Here is a 19,222-nt window from a genome sequence, read left to right on the forward strand (position 1 = left end):
GGTATGTGAGGGGAAGTTTGCGGGCGCGACATGCCCCCGGAACCACGGAGCAACACCAGCGGGCGGATCCTGCCGTGCAATTCGGCGGTCTGCCGGACCGCCGCTCCCAGGAGGGGAGTTGACGGTGCAGTGATTCCGTATCCGAGTTGGCTGGACGCCGGGGACAACGCCTGGCAGCTCGTCGCCGCGACCCTGGTCGGGCTCATGAGCATTCCCGGCATCGCGATTCTTTACGGCGGCCTGGTCCAGCGCAAGTGGGTCGTGAACACCATGTTCATGGCCTTCACCGGCTTCTCGCTGGTGCTGGTGGGCTGGGTGCTGTGGGAGTTCAAGATGGGCTTCGGGGAGCCCCTGAACGCACACTGGCCCGGCATCCTCGGCGCGTTCGTCGGCCGGCCGGGCACCATCATCGGCTCGGCGGGCGAACAGCAGCAGGCCTACATCCCGCTCGTCAACGGCAACGACCTGATGCCGAGCTTCCACTTCCCGCAGTCCACACTCGCCTACTTCCACTTCGCCTTCGCGGCGATCACCCCGCTGCTCTTCATGGGCAGCGTCATCGGCCGCATGAACATCCGCGCCTGGCTGCTCTTCGTCCCGCTCTGGTCCACCCTGGTCTACACCGTCAACGCCTTCCTGCTGTGGGGCGGCGGCTGGTGGGCCGGCCAGGGTGCCCTCGACTACTCCGGCGGATACGTCATCCACCTCGCCGCCGGCACCTCCGGGTTCGTGGCCGCCGCCGTGATCGGCCCCCGCCTCGCCAAGGACCGCGCGCACGGCGTCCCCAACAACCTGCCCATGGTCGCGGTCGGCGCCGGCATCCTCTGGCTCGGCTGGAACGGCTTCAACGGCGGCGACATGTACTTCGGCGGCCACAACGCGGCCGCCGCCGTCCTCAACACCAACCTCTGCACGGCCGTCGCCCTGCTGGTCTGGGTCCTGTGGGACATGCTCGCCGGACCACAGCGCAAGCCGACCTTCCTCGGCGCGGTCAACGGCATGATCGTCGGCCTGGTCGCCATCACCCCGGCGGCCGGGTTCGTCACCGGGATCGGCGCGATCTACATCGGCGTCATCTCGTCGTCGCTCGTCTGGCTCGCCTGGACCTACCTGCCGAGGATCAAGCCGTTCTCGAAGGTCGACGACGCGCTCGGCGTCGTCTACACCCACGGCATCGCGGGCCTGGCCGGCGGCATGCTCGTCGGCATCTTCGCCGACCCGGCGATGGCCGTGTACCTCAACAAGGACGGCTCCACCGCCTGGTCCACCAGCGGCTGGCTCTACGGCAACCTCGACCAGCTGTGGAAGCAGGCGGGCGCGGCCGGCACGGTCATCGTCTACGACGCGGTGATGACCTTCCTGATCCTCCGGGCCATCGGCCTGTTCGTGAAACTCCGGGCGCCGGACGCCGTCCTGGAGAGCGGCGACCTCGCCGTCCACGACGAGGAGGCCTACCCGGCGGAGACCGCGACGGCGGCCGGGGCCGAGCCGGTGGGGGTGGCCGCGGCGAGCGCCGCCGCACCGGCACCGGAGAGGGAGCGTGAGCCGGACTCCGGCTGAGACGGCGGGAGCCGGGGTCCGCAAGCCGTAGCAGCCGCCAGGCGAAGGGGTTTCGGTGAAGCTGATCACCGCGGTCCTCCCCCCGCACCGCGTCCCCGACGTGATGAAGGCGCTCCAGTCCTTCGGGGTGCGGGGCGTGACCGTGACCGAGGTCCAGGCGTACACGCCACGCCGGGTCCGGGTGGAGATCTACCGGGGCACCGAGTACCGGGTGGACCTGAGCCCGCAGCTCCGCCTCGACATCCTCACCCTCGACTTCGACGCCGCCGACCTGGTCCGCGTCATCCGTGCCGCGGGCGGCCGCGGCACGGGCGGCGGGACGGTGTGGGTGACGCCGGTGGAGGAGGTGGTCCGCATCCGGACGCGGGAGCGGGGACCGGACGCTCTGTGAGGAGGGACCTCAGGAGGGGGCGCCGTGCCAGGTCGCCCACAGGGCCGCGTACGCCCCGCCCGCCGCCACCAGCTCCTCGTGCGTGCCGAGTTCGGTGAGGAGGCCGTCCTCCATCACGGCCACCCGGTCGGCGTCGTGCGCGGTGTGCAGCCGGTGGGCGATGGCGATGACCGTACGGCCTTCGAGTACGGCGGCCAGGGCGCGCTCGGTGTGCCGGGCGGTCGCCGGGTCCAGCAGCGCGGTCGCCTCGTCCAGGATCAGCGTGTGCGGGTCCGCCAGCACCACCCGGGCCAGCGCGAGCTGCTGCGCCCGGGAGCCGTCGGCGGCCGCGCCGTCCGCGCCGAGCGGGGTGTCGAGGCCGTCGGGCAGGCCGCGCACCCAGTCGTCGGCGCCGACGGCGGTCAGCGCCGCCCACAGGTCGGCGTCGGCCGCGGCCGGTTCGGCGATCAGCAGGTTGTCCCGGACCGTGCCGAGGAAGACGTGGTGCTCCTGGGTGACCAGGACGACCTGGCGCCGCAGCCGCTCCGGTTCCAGACCGGCGATCGGCACCCCGCCCACGGTCACCGTGCCCGACCCGGGCGCCTCGACGCCCGCCAGCAGCCGGCTCAGCGTCGTCTTCCCGGCGCCGGACGGCCCCACCACCGCGAGCCGCTCCCCGGGCCGCACCGTGAGGTCCACCCCGCGCAGCACCTCACCACCGCGCTCATAGGCGTACCGCACCCCGCGCACGTCGATCCGGTCGTCCGCCGGAGCCGGCGCCGCGCCGTCCGCCGCCCCCCGCGGGGCCCGCGCCAGCCCCTCCACCCGGGCGAACGAGGCGCTGCTGGACTGGAGTTGCTCCACCCGCATCAGGATCTGGTCCAGCGGTTCGGTGAACTGCCGCAGATACAGCGCCGCCGACACCACCACACCGACGCCCGCGTGCAGCAGCCCGCCGACCAGCAGCACCCCGGCCACCGGCACCGTGTACGACACCTCGACGGCCGGGAAGAACACGGTCCGCAGCCACAGGGTGTAGAACCGGGCCTTCCGGTTGGTCTCCAGGGCGTCCCGGCTCGCCGTGATCCGCTGCTCCTGGAGCCGGAACGCCTCCACCGTGCGGGCGCCCGTCACCGTCGCCGTGACGATCTCCGCGACCCCGGAGGTGGCCGCGCCCTCGGCGAGGTAGCCGTCCCGGGCCCGGCGCAGGTACCAGCGCAGCGCGAACCAGACCGGGGTCAGCCCGAGCACCCCGAACGCGGCCAGCATCGGGTCGAGGACGAACACCGCGCCCATCACGAACAGCGCCTCCACCGTGCAGACCAGCAGCTCGGGCCCGGCGTCCCGCAGCGTGGTGCCGACGGTGCTCACGTCGCTCGTGCCGCGCGCGGTCAGGTCGCCGGTGCCGGCCCGCTCCACGACCGACGCGGGCAGCGCCAGCGCCCGGTCCACGAACTCCTCGCGGACGCGGGCCAGCGTCCGCTCGCCGAAGCGGTGGCCGAGGTAGCGGGCGGAGCGGGCGAGCAGCAGCTGGGCGAGGGAGCAGAGCAGGATCCACCGGGCGAGGTGGTCCACGGCGCCGACCCCGCCCCCGGCCCGTACCTCGTCCACGATCCGGCCCACCAGCCAGGGGCCGGCGAGGCCGGCGCCGGCCGCCGCCGCGTTCAGCAGCAGCGCGGCGGCGAAGGGCCCGCGGTCCGCCCGCACCAGGCGGAGGGTGGCCCGGCGTACCTCGGCGCGTCCGGCGACCGGCAGCTGACCTGTCGTCACCGTACGGCCTCCTCGTCCTCGGTGTCCCGGGCCACGAGGGCGCGGTAGCCGGGTTCGTCCTCCAGCAGCCCCTCGTGCGTGCCGGTCGCGGCGACCTTGCCGTCGACCAGGAAGACCACCTCGTCGGCGTGGGTCAGCAGCAGCGGGGAGGTGGTGGTGAGGAGGGTGGTGCGGCCGGCCCGGGCGGTGCGGAGGCGCTCCGCCACGAGGGCCTCGGTGTGGGCGTCGAGCGCGGAGGTGGGTTCCACGGCGAGGAGGACCTCGGGGTCGGCGAGGAGGGCGCGGGCGAGGCGGACGCGTTGGCGCTGGCCGCCGGAGAGGTTGCGGGCCTGGGCGTCGATCTGGGAGTCGAGGCCGTGGGGGAGGGCCTGGACGATGTCGCCGGCTGCGGCCGCGTGGAGGGCTTGGGTCGTTTGCGCGTCAGGCGGTGCGGTGGGGGGTGCGACGGCGGGTGCGGGCCGGTGGGGGCCGGTCGCGCAGCTCCCCGCGCCCCCGTGGGGCGCGTCGACGCTTCCGGCGATGACCTCCAGCAGGGGGCCTGCGAACAGGTCGGCGTCGTTGTCGGCGACCAGGATTCGGGTCCGTACCTCCCGCAGGGGGACGGCGTCCAGGCGTACCCCTCCCCATGTCACGTCCGAGCGGGTGTAGCGGCCCAGGCGGTCCACCACCGTGCCCGTCTCGGTCGGGCTGGCGCCCACCAGGGCCGTGAGCCCGCCGGGGCGGACGCGTACCCCGGACTCCGGGTCGTGCAGGACGGCGGGGTCGGCCGGGGGCCGCCCGGTGCCCTCGTCCGGCTGCGGCTCGTGGCGCAGGAAGCCGACGACCCGGCGGGCGGCCACCACGCCCCGGCTGAGCTGGTAGCCCATGTCGAGGAAGAAGGCCACCGGGCCCACCAGGACCGCGACATAGCCGTACACCGACACCAGCTGGCCCACCGTGATCTCGTCGCGGGCGGCCATCCGGGCGGCGATCCAGGTCACCACCGCCAGGAACACCGTCGGCAGGCCCATGCCCAGCGCCTGGACCCAGCTGGCGATCGCGCCCACCCGGTAGCCCTGGGCGCGCAGGTGCTGGGAGTCGCGGCGGAAGGCGTCCGCGAACAGGCCCTTGCCGCCGAGGCCGTTGAGGACGCGCAGGCCGCCCGCGAGGTCGCCGATCCGGGCGGTGAGGACGCGCTGGCGCTCCCGGTACTCGGTCTCCCTGCCCTGCAGCCGCCGGGTCAGCGGGCCCGCGAACAGGGCCACCACCGGCACCCCGAGCAGCACCACGACGGTCAGCAGCGGCGAGATCGTCAGCAGGAGACCGGCCACCACCGCGTACACCACGACCGCGCCCACCCCGGGGCCGACGACGGTCAGCGCCTGGGAGATGGTGTGCACGTCGCCGACGCCGATCGTCACGACCTCCCCGGCGTCGGACCGGCGCGACAGCTCGGCGCCGAGCCGCACCGTCTGCGCGACGAGCACCTTGACGGTGCGGAAGTAGGCGTCCATCCGCACCCGGGTCATCGTGCGGTGGCGCATGATGCTGAGCCAGGCGTTGACCGCCCCGAGGACGAAGATCGCCGCCGTCCAGCCGGCCAGCACCCCCGTCCGGCCCGGCACCAGGCCGTCGTCCACGGCCCGGGCCATCATGTACGGCGTCGCGGCCATCAGCGTCAGCCAGGTACTGGCCAGCAGCGCCCCGGCGAGCGAGCGGCCCGGCTGGCGGGCCACCAGCCACCACAGGTAGGACCAGCCGCCCCGCGTGTCGGGCGTGCCCGGATCCTCGTACGCGTCGATCACCCTGCGCTCCCCGTTCTCCCGCCTCGGCCCGCCTTCGCCTGCTTTCTCCTGCTCTCTCCTGCCTTTTCCCGGCTAGGCGAGACTGTCCCGCCATGCGCGGTGCAGATCCGCGAACCGGCCGGTGCCCGCTATGAGTTCGGCCGGGCGGCCGTCCTCGACGATGCGGCCGTGCTCCATCACCAGCACCCGGTCGGCGATCTCCACGGTGGACAGCCGGTGCGCGATCACCACCGCCGTACGGCCCTTCAGGACGGTCGACATCGCGCGCTGCACGGCCCGTTCGCCGGGGATGTCCAGGGAACTGGTCGCCTCGTCGAGGATCAGCACCGCCGGGTCGGCGAGCAGGGCGCGGGCGAACGCGACCAGTTGGCGCTGCCCGGCCGAGATGCGCCCGCCGCGCTTGCGGACGTCCGTGTCGTACCCGTCGGGCAGTGCGGCGATGAACTCGTGGGCGCCGATCGCCTTGGCGGCCTGCTCGATCTCCTCGCGGGTGGCGTCCGGGCGGCCGATGGCGATGTTCTCGGCGACCGTGCCGGAGAACAGGAACGACTCCTGGGTGACCATCACCACCCCGCGGCGGAGTTCGGGCACGGTCAGTTCGCGCAGGTCCACGCCGTCCAGCAGGACCCGGCCGGCGGAGGGGTCGTAGAAGCGGGCGAGGAGCTTGGCGAGCGTCGACTTGCCGGCGCCGGTGGAGCCGACGACCGCGACCGTCTGCCCGGCCGGGAGGACGAGGCCGAAGACCGGCAGCACCTCGCCGCCGGTGCGGTAGGCGAACCGCACCGAGTCGAAGACGACCTCGCGGCCGGGGAGTTCACCCGACCGCGGGGGCAGTTCCCTCGGGACCGAGGGCTCCGGGACCGACGGGGTCTGGGCCAGCAGACCCGCGATCTTCTCCAGGGAGGCCGCGGCCGACTGGTAGGAGTTGAGGAACATGCCCAGGCGGTCGATCGGGTCGTACAGCCGCCGCAGGTAGAGGACGGCCGCGGCCAGGACGCCCAGCTCCAGCGAGCCGGACGCCACCCGGTAGGCGCCCCACAGCACGATCACCGCGACCGAGGTGTTGGCGACCAGCCGGGAGCCGACCACGTACCGCGCCATTTCGAGGAGCGCGTCGCCGTTCGTCCGCTCGTGGCGGTGGTTCAGTACGGCGAACTCGGCGTCGTTGGCGGCCTCCCGGCGGAACGCGCGCACCGGGCGGATGCCGTTCATCGTCTCCACGAACTTCACGATCACCGCCGCGATCGCCGTGGACCGCGTCTTGTACACCCGCACCGCGCGCCGCTGGTACAGCCGCACCAGCAGGTACAGCGGTACGAAGCTCGCCACCGCGACCGCGCCGAGGCTCAGGTCCAGCCAGAGCAGCATCGCCGAGATGTAGAGGAAGGAGAGGATGACCGTGACCAGCTCCTGGAGGCCCTCGGCCAGCAGCTCGCGCAGCGACTCGACGTCCGTGGTGGAGCGGGAGATGAGCCTGCCGGACGTGTAGCGCTCGTGGAAGTCGACGCTCAGGGCCTGCGCATGGCGGAAGATGCGGCCGCGCAGGTCGAGGAGGACGTCCTGGTTCACACGGGCGGAGGCCTTGACGAACGCGTACTGGAGGCCGCCGGAGAGCAGCGCGCTCAGGCCGTAGCCGGCCGCGACCGCGAACAGCGGGCCGTGGTCGTGGCGGCGGAACGCCGGGACGGCCGTGTCGATGGCGTACGCCACCAGCAGCGGGCCCGCCTGGACCGCCGCCTGCTGGAGCAGCAGGAGGAGCGTGGTGACGGCGACCCGCGCCTTCATGGGGGCGAGCAGCGAGCGCAGCAGGGTGGCCGTGGCGCCGGGCGGGGTGGGCAGGACGTCCCGGTCGAAGGGGTCGCCGCCGGGGGCGCCGGCCGGGTCCGGGTGCGGGCGTTCGTCGTCCTCGTCGGGGGCGGGGAGGGAGGTGGCGGCGGTCATCGGCGGTGATCCTCCCCGGACATCAGGTGGGCGTACTCGGCGTTCGTGCGCAGCAGTTCGTGGTGGCTGCCGACGGCGGTGACCCGGCCGCCGGAGAGCAGGGCGACGCGGTCGGCGAGCAGGACGGTGGAGGGGCGGTGGGCGACGATCAGCGCGGTGGTGTCGGCGAGCACGTCGCGCAGGGCGGCCTCCACGGCGGCCTCCGTGTGCACGTCCAGGGCGGAGAGCGGGTCGTCGAGGACGAGGAAGCGGGGCCGGCCGACGACCGCCCGCGCGAGCGCGAGGCGCTGCCGCTGGCCCCCGGAGAGGCTGAGGCCCTGCTCGCCGACCTGGGTCGCGGTGCCCTGCGGGAGGGCGTGCGCGAAGTCCGCCTGGGCGACGGCGAGGGCACGGGACAGCTCCGGCTCCCCGGCGCCCGCTTCGGCTCCCATGAGCACGTTCTCGCCGACGGAGGCGGAGAAGAGGGTGGGCTCCTCGAAGGCGACGGCGACGAGCGAGCGCAGCTCCTCGCGGGGCATGGCGGCTATGTCCACGCCGTCGAGGGTGATCCGCCCCGAAGTCACCTCGTGCAGGCGGGGGACGAGGGCGGTGAGGGTGGTCTTGCCGCTGCCGGTCGCGCCCACGAGGGCCATGGACTCGCCGGGGCGGATGTGCAGGTCGACGTGGGTGAGGGTGGGGACGGAACCGGGGGCGGCGTCGGGGTAGCGGAACTGCACGTTCTCGAAGCGGATGCCGTCGGGTTCGGGAGCGGAGGGCCGGGGGCCGTCGTCGGGTGCGGGTGCGTGGGGGCTGAGCGCGCAGTTCCCCGCGCCCCTTTGGGGCGCTGCGCCGAGGCGCCCCGTACGGGGCGCGGGGAACTGCGCGACAAGCCCCCACCGGCCCGCAGCCGACGACGAGTCGGCGCCCTCCTCCAAGGCGTCCCGCACCTCGAAGTACCGCTCGGTCGCGGTCGCCGCCTCCTGGCTCATCGCCAGCAGGAAGCCGATCGACTCCACCGGCCACCGCAGCGCCAGCGCCGTCGACAGGAACGCCACCAGCGTCCCCGCGCTCAGCTCGCCCTCCGCGACCTGGATCGACCCCCACAGCAGCGCCGCCCCGATCGCCACCTCCGGCAGGGTGACGATGACGCCCCAGATCATCGCCAGCATCCGCGCCTTGCGCAGCTCCGTGCCCCGCAGGGTCCGCACCAGTTCGCGGAACGCGTGCGCCTGGCTGCGGTGGCGGCCGAAGCCCTTGATGATGCGGATGCCGAGCACGCTCTCCTCGACCACCGTCGTCAGGTCGCCGACCTGGTCCTGGGCGAGCCGGGCCACCTCCGCGTACCGGTTCTCGAAGATCACGCACGTCCAGATCACCGGGATCGTGGGGCCGAGGATGACCAGGCCGAGCGTCCAGTCCTGCGCCAGCATGATCAGCACGCCGACGAGGATCGTCACCCCGTTCACCAGGAGGAAGGTCAGCGGGAAGGCGAGGAACATGCGGAGCAGCATCAGGTCGGTGGTGGCCCGGGAGAGCAGCTGGCCGGAGGCCCAGCGGTCGTGGAAGGCGACCGGCAGGCGCTGGAGATGGCCGTACAGGTCCGCCCGCATCCCCGCCTCGACGCGGGAGAGCGGTCTGGCGACCAGCCAGCGGCGCAGGCCGAAGAGCAGTGCCTCCGCGATGCCGAGCAGCAGCAGGTACAGCGCGCCGAGCCATACCCCGGCCGGGTCGTGGTCGGCCACCGGGCCGTCCACCATCCACTTGAGGACGAGGGGGATCACCAGCCCCGTGCAGGAGGCTACGACCGCGACGAACGCGGCGACGGACAGCCGCACCCGGACCGGCCGTACGTACGGCCACAGGCGCAGCAGGGTGCGGACGGCGGACCGGTCCTTGGTGGTTGCACGTGTCGCAGGCATCAGGGGCGAGCCTACGGATCGGCACTGACAACGCCCACCGAGTTTTGGCCGGACCGGAATCCGCCGCTGGTCCTACGACCTGGGTGTTCGAGGGGGCGTACAGGTGGATCCGCGGCATCAGCCGATCGGTTGATGGCGGTTCGAGCGGGGCGGCCGATGTGGCGGACCCGGGCCGGACGGGACCCTCGGAGCATGCCAACCGTCATCGAAGTGACAGATCTGCGGAAGTCGTACGGCGGCCGGGCCGTCGTCGACGGGGTGAGCCTCGCCGTCGAGGAGGGCGAGATCTTCGGGATCCTCGGGCCGAACGGGGCCGGCAAGACCACCACCGTGGAGTGCGTGGAGGGGCTGCGGGTACCGGACGCGGGAAGCGTGCGGGTCACCGGGCTCGACCCGGTCGCCGACCACGAGAAGGTCGCCCGCGTCCTCGGCGCCCAGCTCCAGGAGAGCGAGCTGCAGGCCAAGCTCACCGTCCGCGAGGCCCTCGACCTGTACGCCTCCTTCCACCCGGGCCCGCTCGACTGGGCGCCGCTCGCCGAGCGTCTCGGGCTCACCGGCAGGCTCGCCACCCGGTTCGGCAAGCTGTCGGGCGGGCAGAAGCAACGGCTCTTCATCGCGCTGGCGTTGATCGGGAATCCCCGGGTCGTCGTCCTCGACGAGCTGACGACCGGGCTCGACCCGCGGGCCCGGCGGGACACCTGGGAGCTGATCGAGGACGTCCGGGACCGCGGGGTCACGGTCCTGCTCGTCACCCACTTCATGGAGGAGGCCCAGCGCCTCTGCGACCGGATCGCGGTGATCGACAAGGGCCGGGTGGCCGCCCTGGACACCCCGGCCGGGCTGATCCGCCGCAGCGCCGGCGCCACCGTCATCAGCTTCACCCCGTCCGCACCCCTGGACGACCACGACCTCGCCGGCCTCCCGGCCCTCGCCTCGATCGAGCGCAAGGACGGCCGGATCACGCTCTCGGGCACCGACGAGACCGTCGACGCCGTCATCACCCTGCTCGCCCGGCACCGCGTCACCGCCCACCAGCTCCGGGTCGTGGACGCCACCCTCGACGACGCGTTCCTGGACCTGACTAAGGAGGAAGCAGCATGAACACCGCCGTCCTGCGCACCGAGTTCCGGCTGTTCCGCCGCGAACCCGGCGCCGTCTTCTGGGTCTTCCTGTTCCCGACCCTGCTGCTCGTGATCCTCGGCTCGATCCCCTCGTTCCGGGAGGCCGACAAGTCCCTGGGCGGGCTGCGCCCGGTCGACGCCTACGTCCCCATCGCCGTACTGATCGCCCTGATCATGTCCGGGGTGCAGATCCTGCCCCAGGCGCTCACCGGCTACCGGGAGCGGGGCATCCTGCGCCGGATGCGGCTCACCCCCGTACGGCCCTCCGCGCTGCTGTCCGCGCAGATGGCGGTGCAGGGCACGGTCGCGCTGGGCTCGGCGCTGCTGGCGCTCCTCGTCGGCCGGCTCGCCTTCGGCGTACGGCTGCCGAAGCAGCCGGGCGGCTACCTGCTGGCGCTGCTGCTCGCGGCCGCGGCCGCCCTCGCCCTCGGCTCCGTCGTCTCCGCCCTGTCCCGCACCACGAAGATCGCGGGCGCGGTCGGCTCGGCGGTGTTCTTCCCGATGATGTTCTGCGCGGGCGTCTGGATCCCGGTCCGGAAGATGCCGCACGCCATGGCCCTGGTCGTGCAGGCGACCCCGTTCGGCGCGGCGGCCCGCGCCCTGGACCAGGCCGCCGCCGGACACTGGCCCGGCTGGCAGCACCTGGCCGTGCTCGCCCTCTGGACGGTCCTGCTGACGGCGGGTGCCGCCCGCTGGTTCCGCTGGGAGTAGGGGACGGCCCGCCGTGCAGACTGGGGACATGACCGCGGAGGACAACCGGCTCGACCGGCGCTGGGAGCAACTGCACACCTGGGGGCCGTACGGGTTCCTCGGCGTCAGCATCGTCCTCGGGGCCGCCTCCGCCGATCCCCGCACCCCGCAGGCGACGTGGCTGACCGCCTGGTCCCTGGTCGGTGCCGCCGTCGTGCTCCAACTGTGGTGGCACGGCACGCGGTTCCGGCGCCCCGGCCGCGGCCGTACGCCCTCCCCGGCCGGGAGCGCGTACTACGCCGTCCGCTGGGCCCTCGCCTTCGTCCTCACCTGGCTCAGCCCGTTCTTCGCGTTCTACGCGGCCACCGGATACATGGACGCCGACGAACTGCTGCCGCGCCGGTGGCGGCGGCTCGGGCTGCTGGCGAGCGCGGTCACCGTGGCCGGTGCGCAGACGGGCGGGATGCCGCTCCGCAGCGTGCTCCAGTGGGCCCTCTTCGCCGTGCTGGTGGCCGTCAACTCCGCGCTCCAGGTGGGCATCGCCCACCTCAACGAGCAGGAGAAGCAGCGGTCCCTGGAACGCACCGAGACCATCACCGCCCTGCGCCAGGCCCTGGACGAGAACGCGGCCCTGCACGCGCAGCTCCTCGTCCAGGCGCGGGAGGCCGGGGTAGCCGACGAGCGCCGCCGGCTCGCCGCCGAGATCCACGACACCATCGCCCAGGGGCTGGCCGGGATCATCGCCCAGCTGCAGGTCGTCACCAACACCCCCGATCCGGAGGCGGCCGAGGAGCACGTGGGCCGCGCCCTCGCGCTGGCCCGGCACAGTCTGGGGGAGGCCCGCCGGTCCGTGCACAACCTGGCCCCGGTCGCACTGGAGCACGACGGGCTGCCCGAGGCGCTGCACAAGACGGTCGCCGAGTGGAGCGAACGGACCGGCATACGCGCCGAGTTCACCGTCACCGGCACCGCCGAGCACCTGCACGAGGAGGTCGCGGCCACCCTCCTGCGCATCGTCCAGGAAGCCCTCTCCAACGCCGCCCGGCACGCGCACGCCTCCCGCGTCGGCGTCACCCTCTCCTATCTGGGCGGCCTCCCGGGCGGCGAGGTCATCCTCGACATCCGCGACGACGGCACCGGCTTCGACCCGCTCGCCGTGCCCGCCCGCAGCCGGGCCGGCGGCTTCGGCCTGGACGGGATGCGCGCCCGCGCCGAGCGCATCGCGGGCTCCCTGACCGTGGAGTCCGAACCGGGGCTCGGCACCGCGCTGTCGGCCCGCGTACCGTTGGTCCGCCATGACAACTGAGCCCCCGATCTCGCTGCTCGTCGTCGACGACCACCCCGTCGTCCGCGACGGACTGCGCGGCATGTTCGAGTCCGCCGCCGGCTTCACGGTCCTCGGCGAGGCGTCGAACGGCGCCGAGGCCGTCACGCTCGCCGGCACCCTCGACCCGGACGTGATCCTCATGGACCTGCGGATGTCGGGCGGCGGCGGGGTCGACGCCATCCGCGAACTGACCCGGCTCGGCGTCCGTGCCCAGGTCCTGGTCCTCACCACCTACGACACCGACTCCGACACCCTCCCCGCGATCGAGGCGGGCGCGACCGGTTACCTGCTCAAGGACGCCCCGCGCGAGGAACTCTTCACCGCCGTCCGTGCCGCCGCCCAGGGTCGTACCGTCCTCTCCCCGGCCGTCGCCTCCCGCCTGGTCTCCGCCGTCCGGACCCCCCGCGCCGCCGGCACCCCGGGCAACGAACCCCTCTCCGCCCGGGAACGCGAGGTGCTGGCCCTGGTCGCGCGGGGCACCTCGAACCGCGAGATCGCCCGCGAGCTGTTCATCAGCGAGGCCACGGTGAAGACCCACCTCACCCACCTCTACGCCAAGCTGGGCGTCAACGACCGCGCGGCGGCGGTGGCCACGGCCTACCAGCGGGGGATCCTCGGCTGACCCGTGGGCCCCACGGGCCGGAGCCGTCTCAGCCGGCCACCCGCAGCAGCAGCACCGACCGCGCCGGCACCGTGATCACCGTCCCCGCCTCGTGCACCACCCCCGGTGCCTCCCCCTGCTCCTCCAGCGCGGTGTCCACCAGCACCTCGTAGCGCTCCGCCCACGGCGGGCCCGGCAGGACGAACGGCGCCGGGCGGCCGCCGGCGTGCAGAACCGTCAGGAAGCTGTCGTCCAGGACCGGGGCGCCGCGTTCGTCGCGGCCGGGTATGTCCCGGCCGGAGAGGTACATGCCGAGCGTGGCGGCGGGCGCGTACCAGTCGCCCGCGGTCATCTCCTCGCCGTGCGCCGTGAACCAGGCCAGGTCCCGCAGGCCGTCCGCCGAGTGCGCGCGCCCGGAGAAGAAGGCACGGCGGCGCAGCACCGGGTGGCGGTGGCGGAGCCGGACGAGGCGGGCGGTGAGGTCGAACAGCGGCCGCCAGGCCGGGTCGTCCAGCAGGCTCCAGTCCAGCCAGCTGATGTCGTTGTCCTGGCAGTAGGCGTTGTTGTTGCCGCGCTGCGTACGGCCCAGCTCGTCACCCGCGACCAGCATCGGAACCCCCGTCGACAGCAGCAGGGTCGTCAGCAGGTTCCGCAACTGCCGCCTGCGCAGCGCCCGCACGTCCTCGTCGTCCGTCTCGCCCTCCGCCCCGCAGTTCCAGGACCGGTTGTCGCCGGCACCGTCCCGGTTCTGCTCGCCGTTGGCCTCGTTGTGCTTGCGCTCGTACGACACCAGGTCGCGCAGGGTGTAACCGTCGTGCGCGGTGACGAAGTTGACGGAGGCGTAGGGGCGGCGGCCGCCCCAGGCGTAGAGGTCACTGGAGCCGGACAGGCGGTACCCGAGGTCGCGTACGTCCGGGAGGGCGCCGCGCCAGAAGTCGCGGACGGCGTCGCGGTAGCGGTCGTTCCATTCGGTCCAGAGAGGTGGGAAGGCGCCGACCTGGTAGCCGCCGGAGCCGACGTCCCAGGGCTCGGCGATCAGCTTCACCCGGCGCAGCACCGGGTCCTGGGCGATCACGGCGAGGAACGGGGAGAGCATGTCGACGTCGTGCATCGAGCGGGCCAGCGCGGCGGCGAGGTCGAAACGGAAGCCGTCCACGCCCATCTCCGTGACCCAGTAGCGGAGCGAGTCGGTGATGAGGCGCAGCACGTGCGGGCGGACCACGTGCAGGGTGTTGCCGCAGCCCGTGTAGTCGGCGAAGCGCCGGGCGTCGTGGTCCTGGAGGCGGTAGTACCCCCGGTTGTCGATGCCCTTCAGGGAGAGCGTCGGGCCCAGCTCGCCGGCCTCCGCGGTGTGGTTGTAGACGACGTCGAGGATGACCTCGATCCCGGCCGCGTGCAGTGCGCGCACCATCCGCTTGAACTCGCCGACCTGCTGTCCCGTCGTACCGGAGGCGGCGTAGGCCGCGTGCGGGGCGAAGTAGCCGATGGAGTTGTAGCCCCAGTAGTTCTTCAGACCGCGCTTGAGCAGGTGGTCCTCGTGGGCGAACTGGTGCACGGGGAGCAGCTCCACGGCCGTCACGCCCAGGCCGGTGAGATGGTCGAGCGCGGCCGGGTGGGCCAGCCCCGCGTAGGTGCCGCGGAGTTCCTCGGGTATCCCCGGGTGCAGTCTCGTGAAGCCGCGCACGTGCAGCTCGTAGATGACGGAGTCCGCCCACGGCGTCTTCGGGCGGTGGTCGTCCGACCAGTCGTCGTCATCGTGGACGACCACGCCCTTCGGGACGTACGGCGCCGAGTCGCGGTCGTCGCGGACGGTGTCGGCGACCTGCTGGTCCGGCCAGTCCCGGACGTGCCCGTACACCTCGGGCGGCAGCGCGAAATCGCCGTCCACCGCCCGCGCGTACGGGTCCAGGAGCAGCTTCGCCGGGTTCCACCGGGCGCCGGTCCACGGGTCCCAGCGGCCGTCGACCCGGTAGCCGTACCGCTGCCCCGGCAGCACGCCGGGCACGAACCCGTGCCAGATCTCGTGCGTGAGTTCGGTCAGCGGGATGCGGGTCTCCCGCCCCTGCTCGTCGAAGAGGCACAGCCGGACCGCCTCCGCGCCGGCCGCCCACAGCGCGAAGTTGGTGCCCGCCACCCCGTCCGGACCGACCCGGAACCGGGCCCCGAGCGGGGTCGACGCCCCCGGCCACGCCGACGGGACGGGCAGGGGCGTCCCGTTCACCGCGGGGGCGTGCGCCGGGGAACCGGCCGCCGCGCGGCCTTCCACCGCGGCGCCGTTCACCCCGGCGCCGTCCGCCCTCGGGGCCCGCGCCGGTGCCCCCTGCTGCTCGGCTGCGCTCGTCACCTGTCGGCCCCTTATTCGTGTCCCGCGGCTCGCCGACCAACGGGGCGCACCCACCCGCGTCCGAGCAGCCGACGGCGCCCGGACTCCCGGTCCCGGGCACGGTCGGCGGCTCGCTACGGACGTGCCCGCGACGGCTCTCGCACGGGCACGGCGGCTCCCCAGCTCGTCGTCCTTCCCTCTGTTCTGCCCAGTGCCGGCGTCGCACTCACGTTTCCCCGGGGCATGCCCGCTCGTTGAGCCGCACGTGAGGCATCCACAAGGGCGCGCACGGCGCGCGGGGGCCGCGCTGGCCGCGGTACTGACATGGACGGGGCTGCTGGCGGGAGCCGCCGGCTGCTCCTCGGACGGCACGGGCGGGCTCGGCATCGACCGCGTCCTGGGCGGCAAACCACCGGCACCCGAGGACGTCATCCGCATCACCCCGGACGACGGCACCAGGGCCGTACGGCCCGACGGACCGCTGACGGTACGGGTGCCGGACGGCCACCTGGAGTCCGTCCGCGTCGTCAGGTCCCAGGACGCCCAGGACTCCCCGGTCCCCGGGCACATCGCCGCGGCCGGCACGATCTGGCGGCCGGACGACCCGAAACTCGCGCTCGCCGCGAAGTACACCGTCGACGCGGTCGCCGTGGACGGCGACGGCCACCGCTCGGCCCGCCACACCACCTTCACCACGCTCGTCCCCGGCGAGCGCTTCATCGGGTACGTCACCCCGGAGAACCGGGCCACCGTCGGCACCGGCATGATCGTCTCCCTCGCCTTCAGCCGTGACATCGAGGACCGCGCCGCCGTCGAACGCGCGATCCAGGTGACCGCCAAGCCGGCGGTCGAGATCCGCCCGCACTGGTTCGGCCGGAACCGCCTCGACTTCCGCCCCGAGCGCTACTGGCAGCCCGGCACCGTGGTCACCGTCGGCCTGAACCTCCGTGACGTCGAGGGCGCCCGCGGCGTCTACGGCCTCCAGTCCAAGACGTTCACCTTCACCGTCGGCCGCAGCCAGGTCTCCCTCGTCGACGCGGCCGCCCACACCATGGAGGTCCGCCGGGACGGCGAACTGCTCGCCACCGTGCCGATCACCGCGGGGGCGCCCGAGCACACCACCTACAACGGGAAGATGGTGGTGATGGAGATGCACGACGTGACCCGCATGAACAGCCGCACGGTCGGCTTCGGCGGCGAGTACGACATCCCCGACGTCCCGCACGCCCTCAAACTCACCGACTCCGGCACCTTCCTGCACGGCAACTACTGGGCACCGGACGCCCCCGGCCGCGTCAACGTCAGCCACGGCTGCGTGGGCCTGCGCGACGTGAAGGGCGGCAGCTCGGACACGCCCGCGGGCTGGTTCTACGACCGCAGCCTCATCGGTGACGTGATCGAAGTCGTGAACAGCCAGGACAAAATGGTCGCTCCCGACAATGGCCTCGGAGGATGGAACATGGGGTGGAAGGAGTGGAAGGCGGGCAGCGCGGTCAAGTAACCAGGTGGGGGGCGGGTCGGTGGGGGCGAGAAGTTGCGACGCAACGGTGACATTCGCCCAACACCAAGCTCAAAACCCTGCGGTTACTATGCGCCAGAGCGCGCGCCTGACGCGCCGGGGTGGGCCTGACCAGGCCCTGGGAGGGGAGAACCACTTTGAACGAGCGGCCGATATCGGGGGCGTCGGTTCGGGGGACGCGGCGGAAGCAGGGGATGGCGGTCGTCGCCGGCGTCCTGCTGATGGCCGTCACCGCCTGCGGTGGCGGCTCCTCCTCCGGCAAGGGGGCGGACGAGGGCAACACCAAGGCCAAGGACTCCACCACCCAGGCGAGCAAGCAGTCGGTGGCCACCGTCAGCATCAGCCCCAAGTCCGGCGCGACCGGCGTGGACACCAGCGGGGCGCTCAAGGTCAGCGCCGCCAAGGGCAAGCTGACCGACGTCGAGGTCAAGGACGCCAAGGGCAAGGAGATCGACGGGGCGATAGCGGCGGACGGCGCCAGCTGGACGCCCTCGACGCATCTCGCCAACTCCACGAAGTACACGGTCCACGCGGTCGCGAAGGACGCCGACGGCCGTGAGTCGGCGGAGGACTCCAGCTTCACGACGCTGACCCCGAAGAACACGTTCATCGGCTACTTCACGCCGGAGGACGGTTCCACGGTCGGCGTCGGCATGCCGTTCTCCGTCCACTTCACCCGGGGCATCACCGACCCGGCCGCGGTGGAGAAGGCGATCACCATCAAGACCGAGCCCGCGGTCGACGTCCAGGGCCACTGGTTCGGCAACGACCGCCTCGACTTCCGCCCCGAGAACTACTGGAAGTCCGGCACGAAGGTCTCCGTCTCCCTCAACCTCAACGGCGTCGAGGGCCGGGACGGGGTGTACGGCGAGCAGGCCAAGACCGTGAAGTTCACGATCGGCCGCAACCAGGTGTCCGTCGTCGACGCCAAGAAGCACACGATGAAGGTCATGCAGGACGGCAAGGTCGTGAAGACCCTCGCGGTCACCACCGGCAAGCCGGGCTACGACACGTGGAACGGCCAGATGGTCATCAGCGAGAAGCTGCGCGTCACCCGCATGAACGGCGAGACGGTCGGCTACGGCGGCGAGTACGACATCAAGGACGTGCCGGACGCGATGCGGCTGACCACGTCGGGCACGTTCATCCACGGCAACTACTGGGGCGGCGACGCGTTCGGCAACTACAACGCGAGCCACGGGTGCGTCGGGCTCCGGGACATCCGGGGCGGGGGCGACCGGTCGGTGCCGGCCGCCTGGTTCTTCGATCACTCGATCATCGGTGACGTGGTGACGGTGAAGCACTCCAACGACCAGACGGTTTCGCCGGACAACGGGCTCAACGGCTGGAACATGTCCTGGGCCGAGTGGACCAAGTAGTTCGTCGGCTGCGGGCCGGTGGGGGTGGTTCGCGCAGTTCCTCCCCCAGCCTTCGGCCGGGGGTGCCCCCAGCGCCCCTGAGGTAGGGGTGGTGAACGCCCGCTAACCTGCGAGGCATGACTGTAACCCTCGAAGTCTCCTCAGGCGTAGGTACGCTCCGCCTCGACCGGCCGCCGATGAACGCGCTCGACGTCGCCACCCAGGACCGGATCAAGGAGCTGGCGGGCGAGGCCGCCCGTCGCGAAGACGTTCGTGCCGTCGTGATCTACGGCGGCGAGAAGGTCTTCGCGGCGGGAGCCGACATCAAGGAAATGCAGAACATGGACCACGCGGCCATGGTGCTGCGCTCCCGCGACCTCCAGGACTCCTTCTCCGCCGTCGCCCGGATCCCCAAGCCGGTCGTCGCCGCCGTCACCGGCTACGCGCTCGGCGGCGGTTGCGAGCTCGCGCTCTGCGCGGACTACCGCATCGCCGCCGACAACGCCAAGCTCGGCCAGCCCGAGATCCTGCTCGGGCTCATCCCGGGGGCCGGCGGCACCCAGCGGCTGCCGCGGCTGGTCGGCCCGTCGAAGGCCAAGGACCTGATCTTCACGGGCCGTATGGTCAAGGCCGACGAGGCGCTCGCCATCGGGCTCGTCGACCGGGTGGTGCCCGCCGCCGACGTCTACACCGAGGCGCACGCCTGGGCGGCGAAGCTGGCGCAGGGTCCGGCGATCGCGCTGCGGGCCGCCAAGGAGGCGGTCGACACCGGCCTGGAGACCGATCTGGAGACCGGGCTCGCCGTCGAACGGAACTGGTTCGCCGGGCTGTTCGCGACCGAGGACCGGGAGCGCGGGATGCGGAGCTTCGTCGAGGAAGGGCCGGGCAAGGCCAAGTTCCTGTGATCTTCGCCGCGCTGTGAAAGCCCCCGAACCACTTGCAATTGACGCGATGTCTGAT

The 19,222-nt window shown here is 72.8% G+C and carries 14 protein-coding genes; 9 read left to right on the top strand and 5 right to left on the bottom strand.

Translation table 11 applies throughout. The features are described from left to right. Nucleotides 1-129: 129 nt before the first annotated feature. A complete protein-coding gene (locus ACFZB3_RS43785) occupies nucleotides 130-1,560 on the top strand; it encodes an ammonium transporter (protein WP_391387904.1) in 1,431 nt (476 codons plus the stop codon). 55 nt (nucleotides 1,561-1,615) lie between these two features. Then, nucleotides 1,616-1,951 (top strand): P-II family nitrogen regulator, encoded by a 336-nt coding sequence (locus ACFZB3_RS43790; RefSeq protein WP_089098676.1) that lies wholly within the window; start codon nucleotides 1,616-1,618, stop codon nucleotides 1,949-1,951. 9 nt (nucleotides 1,952-1,960) lie between these two features. Here ACFZB3_RS43790 and ACFZB3_RS43795 read toward each other — a convergent pair whose 3' ends face one another. The 4 genes from ACFZB3_RS43795 to ACFZB3_RS43810 all read right to left on the bottom strand — a co-directional run bounded on the left by ACFZB3_RS43795 (nucleotide 1,961) and on the right by ACFZB3_RS43810 (nucleotide 9,323). Next, nucleotides 1,961-3,700 (bottom strand): ABC transporter transmembrane domain-containing protein, encoded by a 1,740-nt coding sequence (locus tag ACFZB3_RS43795; protein WP_391387906.1) that lies wholly within the window; start codon nucleotides 3,698-3,700, stop codon nucleotides 1,961-1,963. Further along, on the bottom strand, nucleotides 3,697-5,484 hold the full coding sequence (locus tag ACFZB3_RS43800; protein ID WP_391387909.1) for an ABC transporter transmembrane domain-containing protein: 1,788 nt from the start codon (nucleotides 5,482-5,484) through the stop codon (nucleotides 3,697-3,699). Before ACFZB3_RS43800 ends, ACFZB3_RS43795 begins: the two co-directional genes overlap by 4 nt. A gap of 72 nt (nucleotides 5,485-5,556) precedes the next feature. Further along, nucleotides 5,557-7,425, bottom strand: coding sequence for an ABC transporter transmembrane domain-containing protein (locus tag ACFZB3_RS43805; protein WP_391387911.1), 1,869 nt, complete (start codon nucleotides 7,423-7,425; stop codon nucleotides 5,557-5,559). After that, complete coding sequence (locus tag ACFZB3_RS43810) at nucleotides 7,422-9,323, bottom strand: ABC transporter transmembrane domain-containing protein (protein ID WP_391387914.1); 1,902 nt, start codon at nucleotides 9,321-9,323, stop codon at nucleotides 7,422-7,424. Before ACFZB3_RS43810 ends, ACFZB3_RS43805 begins: the two co-directional genes overlap by 4 nt. 192 nt (nucleotides 9,324-9,515) lie before the next feature. On the opposite strand from ACFZB3_RS43810, the gene ACFZB3_RS43815 reads away from it, so the two are divergent. From ACFZB3_RS43815 to ACFZB3_RS43830, 4 genes are read left to right on the top strand one after another with little or no spacing between them, the layout of a single operon-like run. Beyond that, the gene (locus ACFZB3_RS43815) at nucleotides 9,516-10,424 is read left to right on the top strand and encodes an ATP-binding cassette domain-containing protein (protein ID WP_391387917.1); all 909 of its coding nucleotides are present in this window, start codon (nucleotides 9,516-9,518) and stop codon (nucleotides 10,422-10,424) included. Next, nucleotides 10,421-11,155 carry an ABC transporter permease gene (locus ACFZB3_RS43820; protein ID WP_391387920.1) on the top strand — a complete coding sequence of 245 codons (735 nt, stop codon included), beginning with the start codon at nucleotides 10,421-10,423 and terminating at the stop codon, nucleotides 11,153-11,155. Before ACFZB3_RS43815 ends, ACFZB3_RS43820 begins: the two co-directional genes overlap by 4 nt. A gap of 28 nt (nucleotides 11,156-11,183) precedes the next feature. Further along, the gene (locus ACFZB3_RS43825) at nucleotides 11,184-12,440 is read left to right on the top strand and encodes a histidine kinase (protein WP_391387926.1); all 1,257 of its coding nucleotides are present in this window, start codon (nucleotides 11,184-11,186) and stop codon (nucleotides 12,438-12,440) included. Further along, on the top strand, nucleotides 12,430-13,083 hold the full coding sequence (locus tag ACFZB3_RS43830; protein WP_391387929.1) for a response regulator: 654 nt from the start codon (nucleotides 12,430-12,432) through the stop codon (nucleotides 13,081-13,083). The genes ACFZB3_RS43825 and ACFZB3_RS43830 overlap by 11 nt, the downstream gene beginning before the upstream one ends. Before the next feature lie 28 nt (nucleotides 13,084-13,111). Here the strand turns inward: ACFZB3_RS43830 and glgX are convergent, their stop codons facing one another. After that, nucleotides 13,112-15,406, bottom strand: a complete 2,295-nt coding sequence (gene glgX, locus ACFZB3_RS43835) for a glycogen debranching protein GlgX (RefSeq protein ID WP_391387932.1) — start codon at nucleotides 15,404-15,406, stop codon at nucleotides 13,112-13,114. A 244-nt stretch (nucleotides 15,407-15,650) separates the two neighbouring features. Here glgX and ACFZB3_RS43840 point away from each other — a divergent pair, with 244 nt between their 5' ends. The 3 genes from ACFZB3_RS43840 to ACFZB3_RS43850 all read left to right on the top strand — a co-directional run bounded on the left by ACFZB3_RS43840 (nucleotide 15,651) and on the right by ACFZB3_RS43850 (nucleotide 19,167). After that, on the top strand, nucleotides 15,651-16,886 hold the full coding sequence (locus tag ACFZB3_RS43840) for an Ig-like domain-containing protein (RefSeq protein ID WP_391387935.1): 1,236 nt from the start codon (nucleotides 15,651-15,653) through the stop codon (nucleotides 16,884-16,886). A gap of 155 nt (nucleotides 16,887-17,041) precedes the next feature. Then, nucleotides 17,042-18,283 carry an Ig-like domain-containing protein gene (locus ACFZB3_RS43845; RefSeq protein WP_391387938.1) on the top strand — a complete coding sequence of 414 codons (1,242 nt, stop codon included), beginning with the start codon at nucleotides 17,042-17,044 and terminating at the stop codon, nucleotides 18,281-18,283. Nucleotides 18,284-18,399: 116 nt separating this feature from the next. Beyond that, complete coding sequence (locus tag ACFZB3_RS43850; RefSeq protein ID WP_391387941.1) at nucleotides 18,400-19,167, top strand: enoyl-CoA hydratase-related protein; 768 nt, start codon at nucleotides 18,400-18,402, stop codon at nucleotides 19,165-19,167. The last annotated feature ends 55 nt before the right edge of the window (nucleotides 19,168-19,222 follow it).

The sequence above is a fragment of the Streptomyces sp. NPDC008092 genome, from assembly GCF_042957285.1.
Taxonomy (GTDB): domain Bacteria; phylum Actinomycetota; class Actinomycetes; order Streptomycetales; family Streptomycetaceae; genus Streptomyces.